This window comes from Cycloclasticus sp. P1 (genome assembly GCF_000299965.1).
Lineage (GTDB): Bacteria > Pseudomonadota > Gammaproteobacteria > Methylococcales > Cycloclasticaceae > Cycloclasticus > Cycloclasticus pugetii.
In genome coordinates, this window is sequence record NC_018697.1 from 1,107,417 (window position 1) to 1,123,812 (window position 16,396).

Here is a 16,396-nt window from a genome sequence, read left to right on the forward strand (position 1 = left end):
GCTTTTTCGTCCGAGGTTAAATCCTGTATAATCGCGCCCTTAATTGAACGAAGGGGAATCGCTTGAAAGTTGTAAAGGTTGGGCTATTAGGTCTAGGTACGGTAGGCGGCGGTACAGTTAATGTTTTAACTAAAAATGCTCAAGAGATATCACGTCGCAGTGGTTGTGAAATTGTTGTTAGTTCAGCAAGTGCACGGGATATAACGCGCCCACGAATTTGTAATACCGATACGCTGCACCTAACGACAGATTCGCAAGAGATTATCAACGACCCTGATGTTCAGATAGTGGTCGAGCTTATGGGTGGTATAGAACCAGCGAAGTCTTTAATTCTTGAGGCTTTATCTAAAGGTAAGCACGTAGTCACAGCAAATAAGGCGCTTATTGCGAACCATGGTAATGAGTTGTTTGTTGCTGCTGCTGAAAACAAAGTAACGCTGGCTTATGAAGCTGCTATTGCTGGTGGTATTCCAATTGTAAAAGCGATGCGTGAGGGGCTCAGCGCAAATAGCATAGAGTGGCTAGCCGGAATTATTAACGGAACGGGTAACTTTATACTGACCGAAATGTTTGAAAAAGGCAGTGTGTTTTCAGATGTATTGAAAGAAGCGCAAGAGCTAGGATATGCTGAAGCAGACCCAGAATATGATGTTGAAGGCATCGATGCCGCACATAAACTGTGTATTTTGGCCTCATTAGCTTTTGGTATGCCGCTTAATTTCGAGCGAGTCTATACAGAAGGTATTTCAACAGTCACCCCATTAGATATTGCCTATGCTGATGAGCTGGGCTACCGTGTTAAACATTTAGGTGTTGCGAGAAAAACAAAGATGGGTGTGGAAATGCGTGTTCACCCAACGTTAATTCCAGAAAAAAGGCTTATTGCCAATGTGGATGGTGTGATGAATGCCGTTGTAGTGAAAGGCAATGCAGTTGGACCAACATTATATTACGGAGCAGGGGCCGGTGCAGAGGCAACAGCGTCAGCTGTTATCGCAGATATTATCGATATTTGTCGAGACTTAGATACGCCTACAGTAAATGCTGTGCCTGCATTAGGTTTTGCAACCTCAGCGCTGGAAGAATTACCGATTCTTCCGATTGAAAGTATTACAACCGCATTTTATTTGCGTTTGTCTGTCGAAGATAAACCCGGTGTTATGGCAGCAATTACGAAAATCTTAGCAGACCATGGTATTAGCATCGAAGCAGTTCAGCAAAAAGAGCCAGAGCAACATGGTGATAAGGCTCAAGTAATTTTACTGACAGATAGCGTTGTTGAAAAATCACTGATCAACGCGTTAACAGAAATTGAATCACTTGATTCAATCAATCAACCAGCGGTTCGTATTCGCGTCGAATCGTTACAATAGGAATGACTATGCCAACAGGAAATCGTTATATCGGTCTAATCGACAAATTTAAAACTGTGTTGCCAGTGTCTGACAGCACTCGCTTGATTAGTTTAGGTGAAGGGAATACGCCGCTTATTCAATTGCAGAATATTCCCGCGTTGATTGGTAAAAATGTCGATATTTATGTTAAGTATGAAGGCTTGAACCCAACAGGTTCTTTTAAAGACCGTGGCATGACGATGGCGGTAACAAAAGCAGTCGAAGAGGGTAGTAAGGCTATTATTTGTGCATCTACAGGCAATACCTCGGCATCAGCTGCGGCCTATGCTGCTCGTGCAGGTATTAAAGCTTTTGTATTAATTCCTGAAGGAAAAATTGCGTTAGGTAAATTGGCACAAGCAATGATTCACGGCGCAGAAATAATACAAATTAAAGGTAACTTTGATCATGGGATGCAATTGGTTAAAGAGGTTGCAGAGCACGCGCCTGTAACCATTGTTAACTCTATTAACCCTTATCGTTTGCAAGGCCAAAAAACAGCCTCCTACGAAATTGTTGAGGCCTTAGGTAAAGCGCCAGATTATCATTGTTTACCCGTCGGTAACGCTGGAAACATTACAGCTCACTGGATTGGGTATAGTGAAATGGCACAACCAGCCGGTGAGCACGTAACCGATTCATGTGCATTTTGTGAGGGTGATTGCGAATATGATCGTACACAATATGTAACCGCTAAGCGCCCTGTGATGGTGGGCTATCAAGCAGCTGGCGCAGCTCCTTTCTTAAAAGGTGAAATGATTGATGAACCAGAAACAGTAGCAACAGCAATTCGTATTGGGCGACCACAATCTTGGGATCAAGCGTGGGCGGCACAAAAGGAATCAGGTGGTTGGTTTGACTTGCTGACTGATGAAGAAATTCTTGCAACACAAAAGTTACTCACTGAAAAAGAAGGGATTTTCTGTGAACCCGCGTCTGCTGCTTCTGTTGGTGGTGCTATTCGTGATATAAAAAACGGCAAAATCCCTGAGGGCAGTACGGTTGTTTGTACATTAACTGGACATGGGCTGAAAGACCCCGATACGGCCATTGCGCAGTGTGCGGTAAATCCTAACGCCATTGAGGCGTCATTGGATGCTGTTAAAGCGGCTATTTTAGACAAGTTATAATGCCGTAATGGCGGGCGAAACCGAACTAGCAAGCTCATCTATTGTTATAAAACATCGTGAATCAACTGACCATGATTCAGACGCTTTGCCAGATTTACATCCTGTTTTACGGCAAGTGTACTTAAATCGTGGGGTTACCCATGAGCAACAACTTGACCGTACATTAAAGAACTTACCGAATTATCAACGCCTTTCAGGTATTGATAAAGCTGTCAGCCTTATTAAGACGGCAATTAAAACAGATCAAAAAATACTCATTGTGGCTGATTTTGATGCGGATGGTGCCACTTCGTGTGCGGTAGCTATTAGAGGTTTACGGATGTTGGGTGCAACTAATTTAGACTTTGTTGTACCCGACCGCTTTAAATTTGGTTATGGGCTAACGCCTGAAATTGTTGATGTTGCACTAGAGTTAAAGCCAGATTTATTAATCACGGTAGACAACGGTATTTCTAGTGTGGAAGGGGTTGCGCATGCTATCAAGAAAGGCTGCCAAGTCATTGTTACTGATCATCATTTACCACCTAAAACACTACCAAATGCAGATGCTATCGTTAATCCACAGCTACAGGGTGATGAGTTTCCTAGTAAATCCTTAGCGGGTGTTGGCGTCATCTTTTATGTTTTATTGGCACTGAGAGCCGCCTTAAAAATTGAAGGTGTGTTTGATAAGCAACCAGTGCCTAATCTTGCAAACCTACTCGATATTGTAGCGCTTGGTACGGTGGCAGATGTGGTACCCCTAGATGAACTTAACCGTAAATTGGTCTATCAAGGCTTGCTTAGGATACAAGCAAAAAAATGCGTTCCAGGGATTATTGCCTTACTTAATATTGCTAAGCGTGAACCAGAGCGTGTTGTTTCTAGTGATTTAGGTTTTGCTATTGGTCCACGGTTAAATGCCGCCGGGCGACTTGATGATATGTCTCTCGGTATTCAATGCTTGCTCACCGATAGTGAACAACAGGCACGCGATATGGCTGAGCAATTGGACATGTTGAATATAGAGCGTCGTTCAATTGAAGAGGATATGAAGCAAGATGCATACAAGATTTTGGCTTCGTTAAAACCAAGTCAGCATCAACATGATCAATGGGGTGTTTGTTTGTTCGATGAATACTGGCATCAAGGTGTGATAGGTATACTGGCATCGCGAATTAAAGAAAAACTTAATCGACCAGTGATTGCTTTCGCAAAGGGTGATGGTGAAGATGTAAAAGGCTCAGCACGTTCGATCCCCGGGTTACACATAAGAGATACGCTAGACGATGTGGCTAGTTTACACCCTGGGTTATTAAAAAAATTCGGTGGTCATGCAATGGCGGCAGGGTTGACGATTGCTGAAAATAATTTAAGCCTATTTATCGAGGCGTTTAATGTAGCCGTTAAAAAACGTCTTAATAATGAATTGCCTGATGATGTGTTATTAGTAGACGGAGAGGTGCCTGATAACGATATTAATTTAACATTTGCTGAAACACTTCGACAAGCTGGACCTTGGGGTCAAAACTTTCCGGAACCGGTTTTTGTTGGTCGTTTTAAGGTAAAGCAAGCGCGAATTTTGTCACAAAAACACGTGAAGTTATCTTTTGAGACGTTAAGTAACAACAGAGTGATAGACGCGATTTATTTTAATGTAGATAATCCAGACAGTATTATTGGTTTAAATGAGGTGGTTGTTGCTTATCAATTAGATGTTAACACCTATATGGGGCGCTCAAGGGTGCAATTATTAGTTAGGCATCTAGAAGAAGTGAAGCAATTTTAAATGCGTTTAGCAGTAGAGAAGAAAATGATTAACGGCCTTTGTTTAGCTCCTAATTATTTGAATCATATTTAGATCTTTTGCTAATGATGTATCACAAATTCGGAGGATCAGATGGTTGAACAATATTCAAAGTTAGAAATTGACAGGGAGCTTGCCCTCTTAAATCAGCTTACATCTGTTCATTGGATCTTGAAGAGTGGAAAGCTGGCTAAGACATTTACCTTCTCAAATTTTATCGAGGCGTTTGGCTTTATGACAAAGGTGGCTCTTTATGCTGAGAAACTAGGTCATCATCCGGAGTGGTTTAATGTTTATAAAACAGTTAATGTGAATTTGATAACACATGAAGTAGGCGGGCTATCAAAAAAAGATTTTGAGTTAGCCAAAACTATGGAAATACTCAGTCATTAAATGATGAAAGCTATTTTTAAACATTTCTTCGTCATAGTAGTTATTAATTTACTAATAGCTTGTGCTGGTGCACCGAAAAACCCTCATTTAATAGATGGGATTAACCCTGAAACTCGACAGCGTGTTGAGGCATGGAAAACGCTGATAGAGCAAGGGGCTAAAAAGCCAGATATTGATAAATTGAATGCAGTTAATGATTTTGTTAACAAAGTTGAGTTTATTGATGATATTTATCATTGGGGAAAGCAAGACTATTGGGCAACACCGTTACAAACTCTGGTGACTAAGGCCGGTGATTGTGAAGATCTATCAATTGCAAAGTATTTTACTTTAACAGCGATGGGCGTCGAAGAAGAGAAACTTCGTCTAACCTATGTGAAAGCCTTAGATATTAATAGGGCGCACATGGTTGTAAGTTATTTTAACAAGCCAAATGCTGAACCGTTAGTGCTGGATAATTTAAACCCAAAAATACTTCCGGCATCTCAGCGTAATGATTTACTACCGGTGTATAGTTTTAATGCAAATGGTCTATGGCTTACAAAACGTAATGCAACGGCACGCTATGCAGGGAGCAGTGATCGAGTGGGGCTGTGGCAAGAATTGCTTCAAAGTATGAACGTCGAGGCTTCAAATGAACCTGCCATGATTTGTTTGTATCAGTATTATGATTTGCCAGACGAAAAAGCAAAAACATTTTGCCCATAAAGAGTTAATAATAATTATGATTGACGTTGAAATTCCAAAGGAACCAGTAGAGTTGTATAAAGTGTTGAAGTTTGAAAATCTGGTTGCCAGTGGTGGCGAGGCAAAATTGGTCATCAGTGAAGGGTTGGTCTTGTTAAATGGTGAGATAGAAACAAGGAAACGTAAAAAAATTGTTTCAGGCGATGTTGTGGAGTTTGCCGGTGAAACGTTGCGTATTAAATTAGGGTCAGCAACGTAAGGTTTATCATTTGGCACGTTTAGTTTTAGAATTTAACTGATTTCAATAATTAAAAAACAGGGCGCTAGCTTGTTGTTTTTAGGTGCATAACTGGCTCAGACTTACGATTTTAGGTGTACATTGAACCTATATAGTACTAAAATAGTCCTATATATGAGGTTATTATGTTAAGAGTCAGTAAACTTACAGATTACGCGAGCGTTATTTTGACGCATATTGCTCATCATCCAGATGCGCTTCATGCTGCTTCTGACTTAACCAATGCAACAGGTGTTGCGTTACCCACCGTGAGTAAGATTCTTAAATTGTTAACAAAAAATAACATTTTAGTCTCTCACCGTGGATCTAAAGGTGGTTACGCATTAGTAAACTCCCCCAGTGAAACAAACGTGGCTGACATAATTACCGCGATAGAAGGCCCAATTAGTATGACTGAATGCAGTACGATTTCAGGTCTATGTGAACAGGAAGCCTCGTGCGAAGTTAAGGGTAATTGGCATTTAATAAACAGAGCCGTCTATACCGCTATTGAGGCGGTTAGTCTGGCAGATATGATTACCCCGGTTAGGCAGCAAACAGTTAATTTTAGTGTGCCAGAAATGGTCAAAACAAGTGATTTAAAAGTGGAGAGCTAGATGTCAGCATCTAATGAAAATTTAAAAGATAGGATAGGTCAAGCGTACAAAGATGGTTTTGTGACGGATATTGAATCAGATTCTTTTCCGCCAGGCCTAAATGAAGATGTTATCAGAGCCTTGTCAGCAAAAAAAGAAGAGCCTGAGTTTTTGCTGGAATGGCGATTAGAAGCATATCGGCATTGGCTAACAATGGAACACCCCGAGTGGGCGTTTGTTGAATTTCCTAAAATAGATTTTCAGGATATCAGCTATTACTCAGCGCCAAAAAGTATGGAAGATGGGCCTAAGAGTTTAGATGAGGTGGACCCTGAACTTATCAGTACCTATAACAAATTAGGAATTCCACTGGAAGAGCAAATGCGTCTTGCCGGTGTGGCCGTTGATGCTGTGTTCGATAGTGTTTCTGTCGCGACCACGTTTAAAGATAAACTAGCTGAAGCGGGTGTTATATTTTGTTCATTCTCAGAAGCGGTTAAAGACCACCCAGAGTTGATTAAACAGTACTTAGGCACTGTGGTTTCACAGTATGATAATTTTTATGCAGCGTTGAATGCTGCGGTGTTTAGTGATGGCTCATTTGTATACATTCCTAAGGGCGTTCGCTGTCCAATGGAACTGTCTACTTACTTTAGAATTAATGCGGCTAATACCGGACAGTTTGAGCGAACCTTAATTGTCGCAGATGAAGGTAGCCATGTCAGTTACCTAGAAGGTTGTACAGCGCCTATGCGAGATGAAAACCAATTGCACGCAGCAGTGGTTGAATTGGTGGTTTTGAAAGATGCTGAAATTAAATATTCAACTGTTCAAAATTGGTATCCGGGTGATGAGAACGGCCTTGGTGGTATTTATAATTTTGTAACAAAACGCGCTGATTGTCGTGAAGACAATGCCAAAGTGTCTTGGACACAAGTTGAAACAGGTTCCGCGATTACGTGGAAATACCCCAGTGTTATCTTGAAGGGTGATAATTCTGTTGGCGAGTTTTATTCAGTTGCGTTGACAAATAATTACCAACAAGCAGATACCGGCACAAAAATGATCCACCAAGGAAAGAATACGAGTAGTACAATTATCTCAAAAGGTATTTCGGCGGGGCATGGGCAAAATACGTATCGCGGTCTTGTTAAAGTAGGTCGAGGTGCTGAAAATGCTCGAAACTATACACAATGTGACTCGTTGTTAATGGGTGACCAATGTGGCGCGCACACCTTTCCGTATATAGAAACAAAAAACCCTACTGCGACCATCGAACATGAGGCGTCGACCTCTAAGATCAGTGAAGACCAATTATTTTATTGCATGCAACGAGGCATTTCTGCCGAAGATGCTGTCTCGATGATTGTGAACGGATTTTGTAAAGAAGTGTTTAAAGAATTACCGATGGAGTTTGCGGTTGAAGCGCAGGCCCTACTTGGCATTAGTCTTGAAGGCAGTGTTGGTTAATAAATAAAATAGTTAAGGAATAAAGATATGTTAAAGGTTGAAAATTTACACGTCAGTGTAGAAGGAAAAGAAATTCTTAAAGGTATTAATTTAGAAATTGGCGCTGGTGAAGTACATGCGATTATGGGTCCAAATGGCTCTGGTAAAAGTACCTTGTCATACGTGCTCTCTGGTCGAGAAGGCTATGAAATAACCGAAGGCCGTGTATTATTTAACGGTAAAGACTTGTTTGAAATGAGTGTAGAAGAGCGTGCTTGGGCAGGCGTATTTCTGGCTTTTCAATACCCGGTAGAAGTCCCAGGCGTGAGCAATATTTATTTCCTAAAGGCTGCACTTAATGGTGTGCGTAAATTTAACGGCTTACCAGAGCTTGATGCGATGGATTTTATTTCCATGGTAAAGGGAAAAATGAAAGAGCTCGATATGGATGAAAAGTTTCTATACCGCGCAGTTAATGAAGGGTTCTCTGGTGGTGAGAAAAAGCGTAATGAAATTCTTCAAATGTCAGTATTAGAGCCCTCATTATGTTTGTTAGATGAAACAGATTCTGGTTTAGATATTGATGCGCTTCAAGTCGTTGCTAAAGGCGTTAACCGTCTACGTAACCCTGAACGTTCATTTGTTTTAGTGACTCATTACCAGCGTTTGCTAGATTATATTAAACCTGATTACGTTCATGTATTAGCTCATGGACAAGTCGTTAAGTCAGGTGGTCCAGAACTAGCATTAGAACTTGAAAAGCAAGGCTATGCTTGGGTTGACGAAAAATTAGCGAGTTAATTATGTCTGTTACGCATTTACCAAATACTCATTACACTGGCTTAGTGCTAGATCAAAAAAAACAGCTTCTTGGTGAAGGGTTTGATTGGTTAGCTAATCTACGTAAACAAGCGGCAGAGCAATTTTCTGCTAGTGGTTTTCCAACGTTTCGTGAAGAAGAGTGGCGATATACGAATATTACGCCGATAGAAAAGAATCAATTTACACTGCCTGATGTCGCTGGACAGGTCGATTCTGCATTTGTCGATAGTGTCTTGTTAGATGACTGCCATCACATCGTGTTTGTTGACGGCTTTTATCAAGCTGAGCTTTCTTCGCTTAAGGATATACCGAATGGTGTGATTGTTTCCGCTTTGAGTGATGGCCTAGTCGATAACGAAGCGCTTATTAAGTCATTATTGGATTCTGTAGTAGAAACACCAGCGTTAGGGTTCATTAATTTTAATACCGCTCTTTTTTCTGATGGTGCGTTGATTTGTATTGAGGAAAACACGGTGGTCGATAAACCGATTCAGGTAGCGTTTATCTCATCAAAACAAGGCGCATTAACACTGAGTAATACAAGAAACTTAATACTTGCTCAAGCATCATCAAAAGCACAAATCATTGAAACCTATCATGCAGTTGATGACAGCTGTTATCTTACAAACGTTGTCAGCGAAGTGGTTGTTGAGCCAAATGCAAACTTATCACACCACCGTTTACAATCTGAATCTACAAGCGCCTATCATATTGGTGGTGTTTATTCACGGCTTGAGAAAAATGCAATATTTAATCAGAACAGTTACACTTTTGGTGCAAGTATCTCGCGCACGGAGGCTCATGCAACCCTAGGAGAAGCCTCTGACTGTACTATGGATGGTTTATATGTTGGACAAGATCGTCAGCATATGGATCAACATACGCGCTTAAATCATGCACAGCCGCACGCTGTTAGTAATGAGTTCTATAAAGGAATTTTAGGCGACCATTCAACGGGTGTTTTCCAAGGGCGTATTATTGTTGCGCAAGATGCTCAAAAAACTGATGCAGCAATGAATAACAGAAATTTATTGTTATCCGATCGTGCCGAAGTTGACACCAAGCCACAATTGGAAATTTATGCTGATGACGTTAAATGTGCTCATGGTGTAACGGTTGGTCAGCTTGATGATGCAGCTGTTTTCTATTTGCAGTCTAGGGGCGTTGACAACCAGACTGCAAAAAATATGTTGACCTTCGCGTTTGCCAACGAAATGATTGAGCGAGTTAGTTTTGAACCATTAAGAATGGTCTTGTTAGCTAACTTGCTTAAACGCTTCCCACAGGCCGGTATGAAAAAAGAGTGGTTATGAATCAATCAGTAGAAAATTTAGCCGCGTATGATGTTGATAAAATCCGTCAGGACTTTCCTGTCTTAGATCAGCAAGTTCGGGGTAAACCATTGGTATACCTTGATAATGCAGCGACAAGCCAAAAACCTAAGCAGGTGATAGATAGTATCGTTAACTATTATGAAAACGATAATGCTAATATCCATCGAGGTGTTCATACATTAAGTGAGCGGGCTACTTTATCGTATGAGAATGCGCGTAAAACTGTTCAACAGTTTTTGAATGCAGCATCAGAAAAAGAAATTGTTTTCACCCGTGGGGCGACAGAAGCTATTAACTTAGTCGCCAATGGCTTAGCAGAAACAATTAAACAAGGCGATGAAATATTGATCACCGCGATGGAGCACCATTCCAATATTGTTCCTTGGCAGATGTTATGCAAAAAAACAGGGGCTAGCTTAAAGGTGGCACCAATTAATGAGCATGGTGAGCTGATGCTGGAAGAGTTTGAAGCATTGATAAGCAACAAAACTAAGTTTGCGGCTATATCGCACATGTCCAATGCGTTGGGAACAATTAACCCAATTAAGCAACTAATCGACCAGCTTCATCAGCATGATGTTCCTGTTCTTGTGGATGGCGCTCAAGCAATTCCTCATATTTCAGTTGATGTGCAGGCGCTTGATTGTGAATTTTATGTGTTTTCTGGGCATAAGTTGTACGCACCAACCGGTATTGGTGCTCTGTATGGAAAAATGGAGCAACTTGAAAAAATGGCGCCTTATCAAGGTGGTGGTGACATGATCAGTGTTGTTACATTTGATAAGACGGTCTATAACAAAGTACCGTATAAGTTTGAAGCGGGAACACCAAACATTGCTGGAACGATTGGTTTAGGCGCAGCAATAGACTATGTAAACAGCATTGGGGTTGATGAGATAGCGGCGCATGAAAATGCATTATTAAACTATGCTGTAGCACAAGCTAAACGCATTGATAAATTAAGAGTTATTGGTACGGCTAAAGAAAAAGGAGCGATTATGTCGTTCGTTTTAGACGGTATCCACCCGCATGATATTGGTACGATGATGGATCATCAAGGTATTGCAGTTAGAGCAGGGCATCATTGTGCAATGCCTGTGATGGATTTTTTTGGAGTGCCTGCCACTGCGAGAGCTTCATTTGCAATGTATAATACGCACCAAGAAGTCGATGCTTTGATGGCTGGAATTGAAAACTTAATAGAGATGTTTGGCTAATGTTGGATGATTTAAGAGATCTATATCAAGAAGTTATTTTTGATCATAATAGAAACCCAAGAAATTTCCGCGCGATGGACGATGCAGATCGTCAAATAGACGGCTTTAATCCATTATGTGGAGACCGATTAACGCTTTTTATAAAATTTTCAGACGGTAAAATTAGTGATGCTAGCTTTCAGGGTCAAGGTTGCGCAATTTCAACAGCCTCCGCATCATTGATGACAGATATCGTTAAAGGGCAGACCGAAGAAGAAGCTCAACACCTATTTTCATTGTTCCATAAAATGGCAACGGGTGAGCATGTTGAAATGGACGAGCTTGGAAAACTAGCCGTATTAGCAGGTGTCTGTGAATATCCTGCACGTGTTAAATGTGCAACATTACCATGGCATACGTTAGATGCTTTGTTACAAGGGTCAGAAGAACCGGTAACAACCGAATAACCACCTTTAGTAACTTTTAGCCATGCGTGAGCTTAACCCAATCATTAATAAGATTAGTGACCTAAAAGAGCGTACTTTATCGCTTAGGGGGTACCTTTGACTTCGAAACAAAAGACGAGCGTTTAACCGAGGTTTTACGCGAATTAGAAGACCCTGACGTATGGAATGATCCTGATCGAGCACAAACATTGGGTAAGGAACGTGGCCAACTAGAACTTTTTGTCAATACTATTAATGAATTAACTAGCGCGTTAGCAGATGCAAGTGACCTGTTGGAAATGGCTGTTGACGAAGATGATGATGAGACAGTCGCGACAATAGAAGAAGACTTATTATCTTTTGAAAAAAAAGTAGCGGCACTTGAATTTCAACGCATGTTTGCAGGTGAGATGGATGCAAATAATGCTTTCTTAGATATTCAAGCAGGCTCAGGTGGCACAGAGGCCCAAGATTGGGCTGAAATGATTTTGCGTATGTACCTGCGGTGGGCGGAGCAACATGATTTTAAGACAGATATCATCGAGATTTCAGCTGGTGATGTGGCCGGTATTAAAAGTGCAACAGTGTCTATTCAAGGAGATTATGTATTCGGTTGGTTAAAAACTGAAATTGGTGTGCATCGATTAGTGCGGAAATCACCATTTGATTCAGGTAACCGTCGTCATACATCTTTTGCTGCTGTTTTTGTATCACCAGAAATTGATGATGATATTGATATTGATATCAATCCAGCTGATTTGAGAATTGATGTGTATAGGGCCAGTGGGGCAGGTGGGCAGCATGTTAACAAAACAGAGTCTGCTGTGCGCATTACACATGAACCGACCAATACGGTTGTTCAATGTCAAAATGATCGATCGCAGCATAAAAATAAAGCCACAGCAATGAAGCAATTAAAAGCTAAGCTGTATGAGCTAGAAATGCAAAAGAAAATGGCTGATCAACAAGAGCAAGAAGAAAGCAAATCAGATATTGGCTGGGGAAGCCAGATTAGGTCTTATGTATTAGACCAATCAAGAATTAAAGATTTACGTACAGGTGTCGAAACTGGCAATACACAAGCAGTCCTCGATGGGTCGTTAGACCAATTTATTGAAGCCAGTCTAAAAAGTGGAATTTAAGTGATGAGTGAACAAAAGAACAATAACCCAGAGCACGATGAGAATAAATTAATTGCGGTTCGTCGTGAAAAACTCGCTGAGATAAAAAAATCAGGCAATGCTTACCCTAATGATTTTAAGCGCCAACACTATGCTGAAAGCTTACAAGCCGACTATGATCAATTTGATAAAGAAACATTAGAAACTAAAGCAGTTAACGTTTCTTTAGCTGGCCGCTTAATGGGTAAACGCGTTATGGGTAAAGCGAGCTTTGCTCACATACAAGATATGACTGGGCGTATGCAACTATTCGTTCAACGAGACAGCCTGCCTGAAGGGCATTATCAAACATTTAAAAGTTGGGATATCGGTGACATTCTAGCGGTTGAAGGCGTTTTATTTAAAACCAAAACGGGTGAGTTATCAGTTCGCGTTGCATCAATTAGATTGCTAACAAAGTCTTTACAGCCCTTACCTGAAAAATTTCATGGGCTCACAGATCAAGAACAACGTTATCGCCAGCGGTATGTTGACTTGATTATGAACGAAGAGTCACGAAAGGTATTTCAAACACGTAGTAAAGTGGTTAGCTATATTCGTCAATACCTCGTTGATCATAACTTTATGGAAGTTGAAACCCCAATGATGCATGTCATTCCAGGTGGTGCAACGGCTAAACCATTTGCAACACATCACAATGCCTTGGATATGGAGTTGTTTTTACGTATTGCCCCTGAATTGTATCTAAAACGCTTAGTCGTTGGTGGTTTTGAACGAGTTTTTGAGATTAATCGTAGCTTCAGAAATGAGGGACTTTCAACACGTCATAATCCTGAGTTTACAATGCTTGAGTTTTATCAGGCGTTTTCAGATTACAAAGATATGATGGATTTAACTGAAGATATGCTTCGTTCACTGACTGAACGTGTTCTTGGAACAAATATCGTTCATTATCAAGGTGAGGATTATGACTTAGGTAAGCCTTTTAGGCGTATGTCGGTTATTGAGTCTATTTTGCATTATAACAACGATATAACTCGGGAAAACTTGGCAACAAAAGAAGCTGCATTAGAAGTGACTAAACGCTTAAAAATTCCAGTTGAAGACAGTTATGGACTAGGGAAAATTCAAATTGAGATATTTGAAAAAACGGTTGAAGAGAAGCTTCATGAACCAACGTTTATTACTGAGTACCCAACAGAAGTGTCACCGCTAGCCCGTAGAAGCGACAAAGACCCGTTTGTAACCGATCGGTTCGAGTTTTTTGTTGGCGGGCGTGAAGTAGCTAATGGCTTTTCAGAGCTTAATGATTCAGAAGACCAAGCTGAACGTTTTAAACAGCAAGTAGAAGATAAGGAAGCAGGTGATGATGAGGCTATGCATTATGACGCAGATTACATTCGTGCACTTGAAGTGGGCATGCCCCCAACCGCAGGTGAAGGAATTGGTATAGACCGTTTGGTTATGTTTTTAACTGATTCGGCTTCAATCAGGGATGTAATTTTATTCCCTCATATGAAATTAGAAAACTAACCGTTTTACTCGATTTCTAAGGTGTATTTCTTAGGCATGGATTGGTGTTAGGCCCATTGCCCAAAGACTAACTGTCGCAACTAAAATTCCAACGATGGTTACCAAACCGATAGTAAGGACAGCACTGGCAAATAGAAAACCTCTTTCTTGATTAATGCCCATTACAATGGGAATGCCGGTGTATAAAAGATAAACGGCATAAGCAATGGCGATAAGCCCCATAATAAAAATAAGCCAAGGGATGGGTGCGCTTGCAAAAATACCACTCAGGAAGAAAGGTGATAGTATCGTAATGCTTAATAACATACAGGTCGATAGATCTTTACTTGCCCCATATGTTGCTGCCATCCAATGGATTGCTTTACCTATAATCGCGGTGCCAATTATGCAAGCCAAATAGAAAGCGACGGCAAGTGGAATGGTGCTTTGATAAGTGAATCTAAAATTTCTGTCGCCAATATCCCAGCCAATTACTGCAGCACCAATGTAAGCAGATACTGCAGGGATTGCTGTCAATAAAAGGATATATTTATAAAAGCACTCAGCAATACTGATTTTTCTATCACGGATCTTAATCCATTCTTTATCTGATCGTATGAATTTACCGGTAAGGTGTTTAAGTATCATTTGAATTCCTTTTTAAATTATTGGCTGATATCTCAGTAATAAGTATGAACTAATCTAAGTATCTATCTCTAAATATTAATACTTTCTTGATCTAGATCATTATTAATTTAATTGTTGTGCAATGAATATTTAAGAAGCTAATGCAGTACCGGGTAACACCTTTGTTATAATCTTGCTTTTTTACAATATTCATTTCAATGCATTTACTTGATTTCCTTAAACCATGGGAGTTTTCACCTGTCTTAATGGTGTCATTCTTATTGCTCTTTTGGTTATATACGCGTGGTTTTATGGCGATTAAGAGGGTGGATAGAACGGCTAAAACGTATTGGCAGGCAGTCAGTTTTTATATTGGTTTGTTCTCAATATATATTGTTTCTCATACCTACATTGATTACCTGTCTCAGTATATGTTTTGGGTGCATCGTTTCCAGCATTTAGTTTTGCATCATTTAGCACCCATGTTAATGGTTCTGGGTGCTGTGGAAATTGTGCGTAAAGGCTTGCCGAATTACTGGCCGTGCTGGTCGTCTGTGCCAACACTTATTAGGTGGCCTTGTGAGCGTCTATACCACCTTATTCAACACCCTGTGTTAGCCCCTATTTTGTTTGTTGGTTTAATTTATTTGTGGCTAATACCCGACATTCACTTTATAGCGATGCTCAGTAAGAAGTTGTATTATGTAATGAACTGGTCGATGCTTCTAGATGGCTTTTTATTTTGGTGGTTGGTATTAGGCCCCGAATGGCGTGGGGAAGGGAAGGGGTTTAAAACGCGTATCATTATGATGTTCGTCGTTGTTGTTCCTCAACAATTATTAGGGGCTTATTTAACCTTTAGTACCGATGTTATTTATGATGTATATGATGTGTGTGGCCGTGCATGGCCCATTAGCCCTATAGCTGATCAAATTTATGGTGGTATTATTACCTGGATTCCAGCTAGCATGATGAGTGTTTTAGGGCTTGTTTTAGTATTACGTCGCCGTTTGAATTATCAAAAAAATGAAAATTATGAAAAAAATTAAGTGCATTGCCGTTATAGCTATCCTTATCACATTATCAGCATGTGCTGAAGACGAGCCGACACGTTTAACCAATGTCAGTGGTTTAATACCAGACCTTAGTTTTGAACTTATTGATGAAGATAATAAGGTGGTGACAGCAAGTGATTACCATGGTTATACAGTAGCGTTATTTTTTGGTTTTACCAATTGCCCAGGAATCTGTCCAACAACCATGCACCAACTATCACAGGTGTTAGCCGACGTTGACCCTGAGGGCTCTTCGATGAAAGTTTTATTTGTCTCGGTTGACCCTAAGCGAGACACGGTAGAAAAACTTAAAAAATATACGGATATTTTTGGCCCAGCGTTTATTGGGCTTCGTGGCGATGAATCAGCGGTTAAAGAAATGACAAAAAAATACCGTGTGACGTTTGGTTATGGTGATTCTGATGCCCAAGGTAATTACGAGGTTTCGCACAGTGGAGCGGTTTTTGTTTTTGATTCAAAGGGTGAGGCAAAGTTATTAGCAACTCAGTCATCAACGACAGAAGACATGATTTATGATGTGAAAAAACTCGTTAATTTATAAATTAACGAG

17 protein-coding genes are annotated in these 16,396 nt (G+C 40.5%); 16 read left to right on the top strand and 1 reads right to left on the bottom strand.

The window, feature by feature from the left end; translation table 11 throughout:
* The first annotated feature begins 62 nt into the window (after positions 1 to 62).
* The 14 genes from Q91_RS05285 to lysS all read left to right on the top strand — a co-directional run bounded on the left by Q91_RS05285 (position 63) and on the right by lysS (position 14,164).
* Positions 63 to 1,373, top strand: a complete 1,311-nt coding sequence (locus Q91_RS05285) for a homoserine dehydrogenase (protein ID WP_015005853.1) — start codon at positions 63 to 65, stop codon at positions 1,371 to 1,373.
* 8 nt (positions 1,374 to 1,381) lie between these two features.
* Positions 1,382 to 2,524 carry a threonine synthase gene (thrC, locus tag Q91_RS05290; protein ID WP_015005854.1) on the top strand — a complete coding sequence of 381 codons (1,143 nt, stop codon included), beginning with the start codon at positions 1,382 to 1,384 and terminating at the stop codon, positions 2,522 to 2,524.
* Between the two features lie 7 nt (positions 2,525 to 2,531).
* Positions 2,532 to 4,292, top strand: coding sequence for a single-stranded-DNA-specific exonuclease RecJ (recJ, locus tag Q91_RS05295; protein WP_015005855.1), 1,761 nt, complete (start codon positions 2,532 to 2,534; stop codon positions 4,290 to 4,292).
* A gap of 111 nt (positions 4,293 to 4,403) precedes the next feature.
* Positions 4,404 to 4,703, top strand: coding sequence for a 4a-hydroxytetrahydrobiopterin dehydratase (locus Q91_RS05300; RefSeq protein WP_015005856.1), 300 nt, complete (start codon positions 4,404 to 4,406; stop codon positions 4,701 to 4,703).
* On the top strand, positions 4,704 to 5,411 hold the full coding sequence (locus Q91_RS05305; protein ID WP_015005857.1) for a transglutaminase-like cysteine peptidase: 708 nt from the start codon (positions 4,704 to 4,706) through the stop codon (positions 5,409 to 5,411).
* 16 nt (positions 5,412 to 5,427) lie between these two features.
* Positions 5,428 to 5,649 carry an RNA-binding S4 domain-containing protein gene (locus Q91_RS05310; protein ID WP_015005858.1) on the top strand — a complete coding sequence of 74 codons (222 nt, stop codon included), beginning with the start codon at positions 5,428 to 5,430 and terminating at the stop codon, positions 5,647 to 5,649.
* A gap of 164 nt (positions 5,650 to 5,813) precedes the next feature.
* Positions 5,814 to 6,284 carry an SUF system Fe-S cluster assembly regulator gene (locus Q91_RS05315; protein WP_015005859.1) on the top strand — a complete coding sequence of 157 codons (471 nt, stop codon included), beginning with the start codon at positions 5,814 to 5,816 and terminating at the stop codon, positions 6,282 to 6,284.
* A complete protein-coding gene (gene sufB / locus Q91_RS05320) occupies positions 6,285 to 7,733 on the top strand; it encodes a Fe-S cluster assembly protein SufB (protein ID WP_015005860.1) in 1,449 nt (482 codons plus the stop codon).
* 27 nt (positions 7,734 to 7,760) lie between these two features.
* Positions 7,761 to 8,513 carry a Fe-S cluster assembly ATPase SufC gene (gene sufC, locus Q91_RS05325; protein ID WP_015005861.1) on the top strand — a complete coding sequence of 251 codons (753 nt, stop codon included), beginning with the start codon at positions 7,761 to 7,763 and terminating at the stop codon, positions 8,511 to 8,513.
* 2 nt (positions 8,514 to 8,515) lie between these two features.
* Positions 8,516 to 9,847, top strand: coding sequence for a Fe-S cluster assembly protein SufD (sufD, locus tag Q91_RS05330; protein WP_015005862.1), 1,332 nt, complete (start codon positions 8,516 to 8,518; stop codon positions 9,845 to 9,847).
* A complete protein-coding gene (locus Q91_RS05335; protein ID WP_015005863.1) occupies positions 9,844 to 11,085 on the top strand; it encodes an aminotransferase class V-fold PLP-dependent enzyme in 1,242 nt (413 codons plus the stop codon). The genes sufD and Q91_RS05335 overlap by 4 nt, the downstream gene beginning before the upstream one ends.
* The gene (gene sufU, locus Q91_RS05340; protein ID WP_015005864.1) at positions 11,085 to 11,531 is read left to right on the top strand and encodes a Fe-S cluster assembly sulfur transfer protein SufU; all 447 of its coding nucleotides are present in this window, start codon (positions 11,085 to 11,087) and stop codon (positions 11,529 to 11,531) included. The genes Q91_RS05335 and sufU overlap by 1 nt, the downstream gene beginning before the upstream one ends.
* Positions 11,532 to 11,553: 22 nt before the next feature.
* Positions 11,554 to 12,652, top strand: a protein-coding gene (prfB, locus tag Q91_RS05345) for a peptide chain release factor 2 (protein WP_148271129.1) whose coding sequence is annotated in 2 segments (ribosomal slippage) — positions 11,554 to 11,628 and positions 11,630 to 12,652 — 1,098 coding nt in all. Because the reading frame shifts where the segments join, the coding sequence is not laid out codon by codon here.
* Between the two features lie 3 nt (positions 12,653 to 12,655).
* Entirely contained in the window at positions 12,656 to 14,164 is a 1,509-nt protein-coding gene (gene lysS, locus Q91_RS05350; RefSeq protein WP_015005866.1) for a lysine--tRNA ligase, read from the top strand.
* A gap of 30 nt (positions 14,165 to 14,194) precedes the next feature.
* Here the strand turns inward: lysS and Q91_RS05355 are convergent, their stop codons facing one another.
* Positions 14,195 to 14,791 (bottom strand): Yip1 family protein, encoded by a 597-nt coding sequence (locus Q91_RS05355; RefSeq protein WP_015005867.1) that lies wholly within the window; start codon positions 14,789 to 14,791, stop codon positions 14,195 to 14,197.
* A gap of 197 nt (positions 14,792 to 14,988) precedes the next feature.
* Here Q91_RS05355 and Q91_RS05360 point away from each other — a divergent pair, with 197 nt between their 5' ends.
* Both Q91_RS05360 and Q91_RS05365 read left to right on the top strand, forming a co-directional pair.
* The gene (locus tag Q91_RS05360; protein WP_015005868.1) at positions 14,989 to 15,819 is read left to right on the top strand and encodes a cytochrome c oxidase assembly protein; all 831 of its coding nucleotides are present in this window, start codon (positions 14,989 to 14,991) and stop codon (positions 15,817 to 15,819) included.
* Positions 15,806 to 16,387: an SCO family protein gene (locus tag Q91_RS05365; protein WP_238538365.1), complete on the top strand. Its 582-nt coding sequence runs from the start codon at positions 15,806 to 15,808 to the stop codon at positions 16,385 to 16,387. The genes Q91_RS05360 and Q91_RS05365 overlap by 14 nt, the downstream gene beginning before the upstream one ends.
* Positions 16,388 to 16,396: the final 9 nt, after the last annotated feature.

Coding starts and splice junctions, on each gene's coding strand:
- thrC (WP_015005854.1), top strand. CDS start 1,382: ATGCCAACAGGAAATCGTTATATCGGTCTAATCGACAAATTTAAAACT.
- recJ (WP_015005855.1), top strand. CDS start 2,532: ATGGCGGGCGAAACCGAACTAGCAAGCTCATCTATTGTTATAAAACAT.
- Q91_RS05300 (WP_015005856.1), top strand. CDS start 4,404: ATGGTTGAACAATATTCAAAGTTAGAAATTGACAGGGAGCTTGCCCTC.
- Q91_RS05305 (WP_015005857.1), top strand. CDS start 4,704: ATGATGAAAGCTATTTTTAAACATTTCTTCGTCATAGTAGTTATTAAT.
- Q91_RS05310 (WP_015005858.1), top strand. CDS start 5,428: ATGATTGACGTTGAAATTCCAAAGGAACCAGTAGAGTTGTATAAAGTG.
- Q91_RS05315 (WP_015005859.1), top strand. CDS start 5,814: ATGTTAAGAGTCAGTAAACTTACAGATTACGCGAGCGTTATTTTGACG.
- sufB (WP_015005860.1), top strand. CDS start 6,285: ATGTCAGCATCTAATGAAAATTTAAAAGATAGGATAGGTCAAGCGTAC.
- sufC (WP_015005861.1), top strand. CDS start 7,761: ATGTTAAAGGTTGAAAATTTACACGTCAGTGTAGAAGGAAAAGAAATT.
- sufD (WP_015005862.1), top strand. CDS start 8,516: ATGTCTGTTACGCATTTACCAAATACTCATTACACTGGCTTAGTGCTA.
- Q91_RS05335 (WP_015005863.1), top strand. CDS start 9,844: ATGAATCAATCAGTAGAAAATTTAGCCGCGTATGATGTTGATAAAATC.
- sufU (WP_015005864.1), top strand. CDS start 11,085: ATGTTGGATGATTTAAGAGATCTATATCAAGAAGTTATTTTTGATCAT.
- lysS (WP_015005866.1), top strand. CDS start 12,656: ATGAGTGAACAAAAGAACAATAACCCAGAGCACGATGAGAATAAATTA.
- Q91_RS05355 (WP_015005867.1), bottom strand. CDS start 14,791: ATGATACTTAAACACCTTACCGGTAAATTCATACGATCAGATAAAGAA.
- Q91_RS05360 (WP_015005868.1), top strand. CDS start 14,989: ATGCATTTACTTGATTTCCTTAAACCATGGGAGTTTTCACCTGTCTTA.
- Q91_RS05365 (WP_238538365.1), top strand. CDS start 15,806: ATGAAAAAAATTAAGTGCATTGCCGTTATAGCTATCCTTATCACATTA.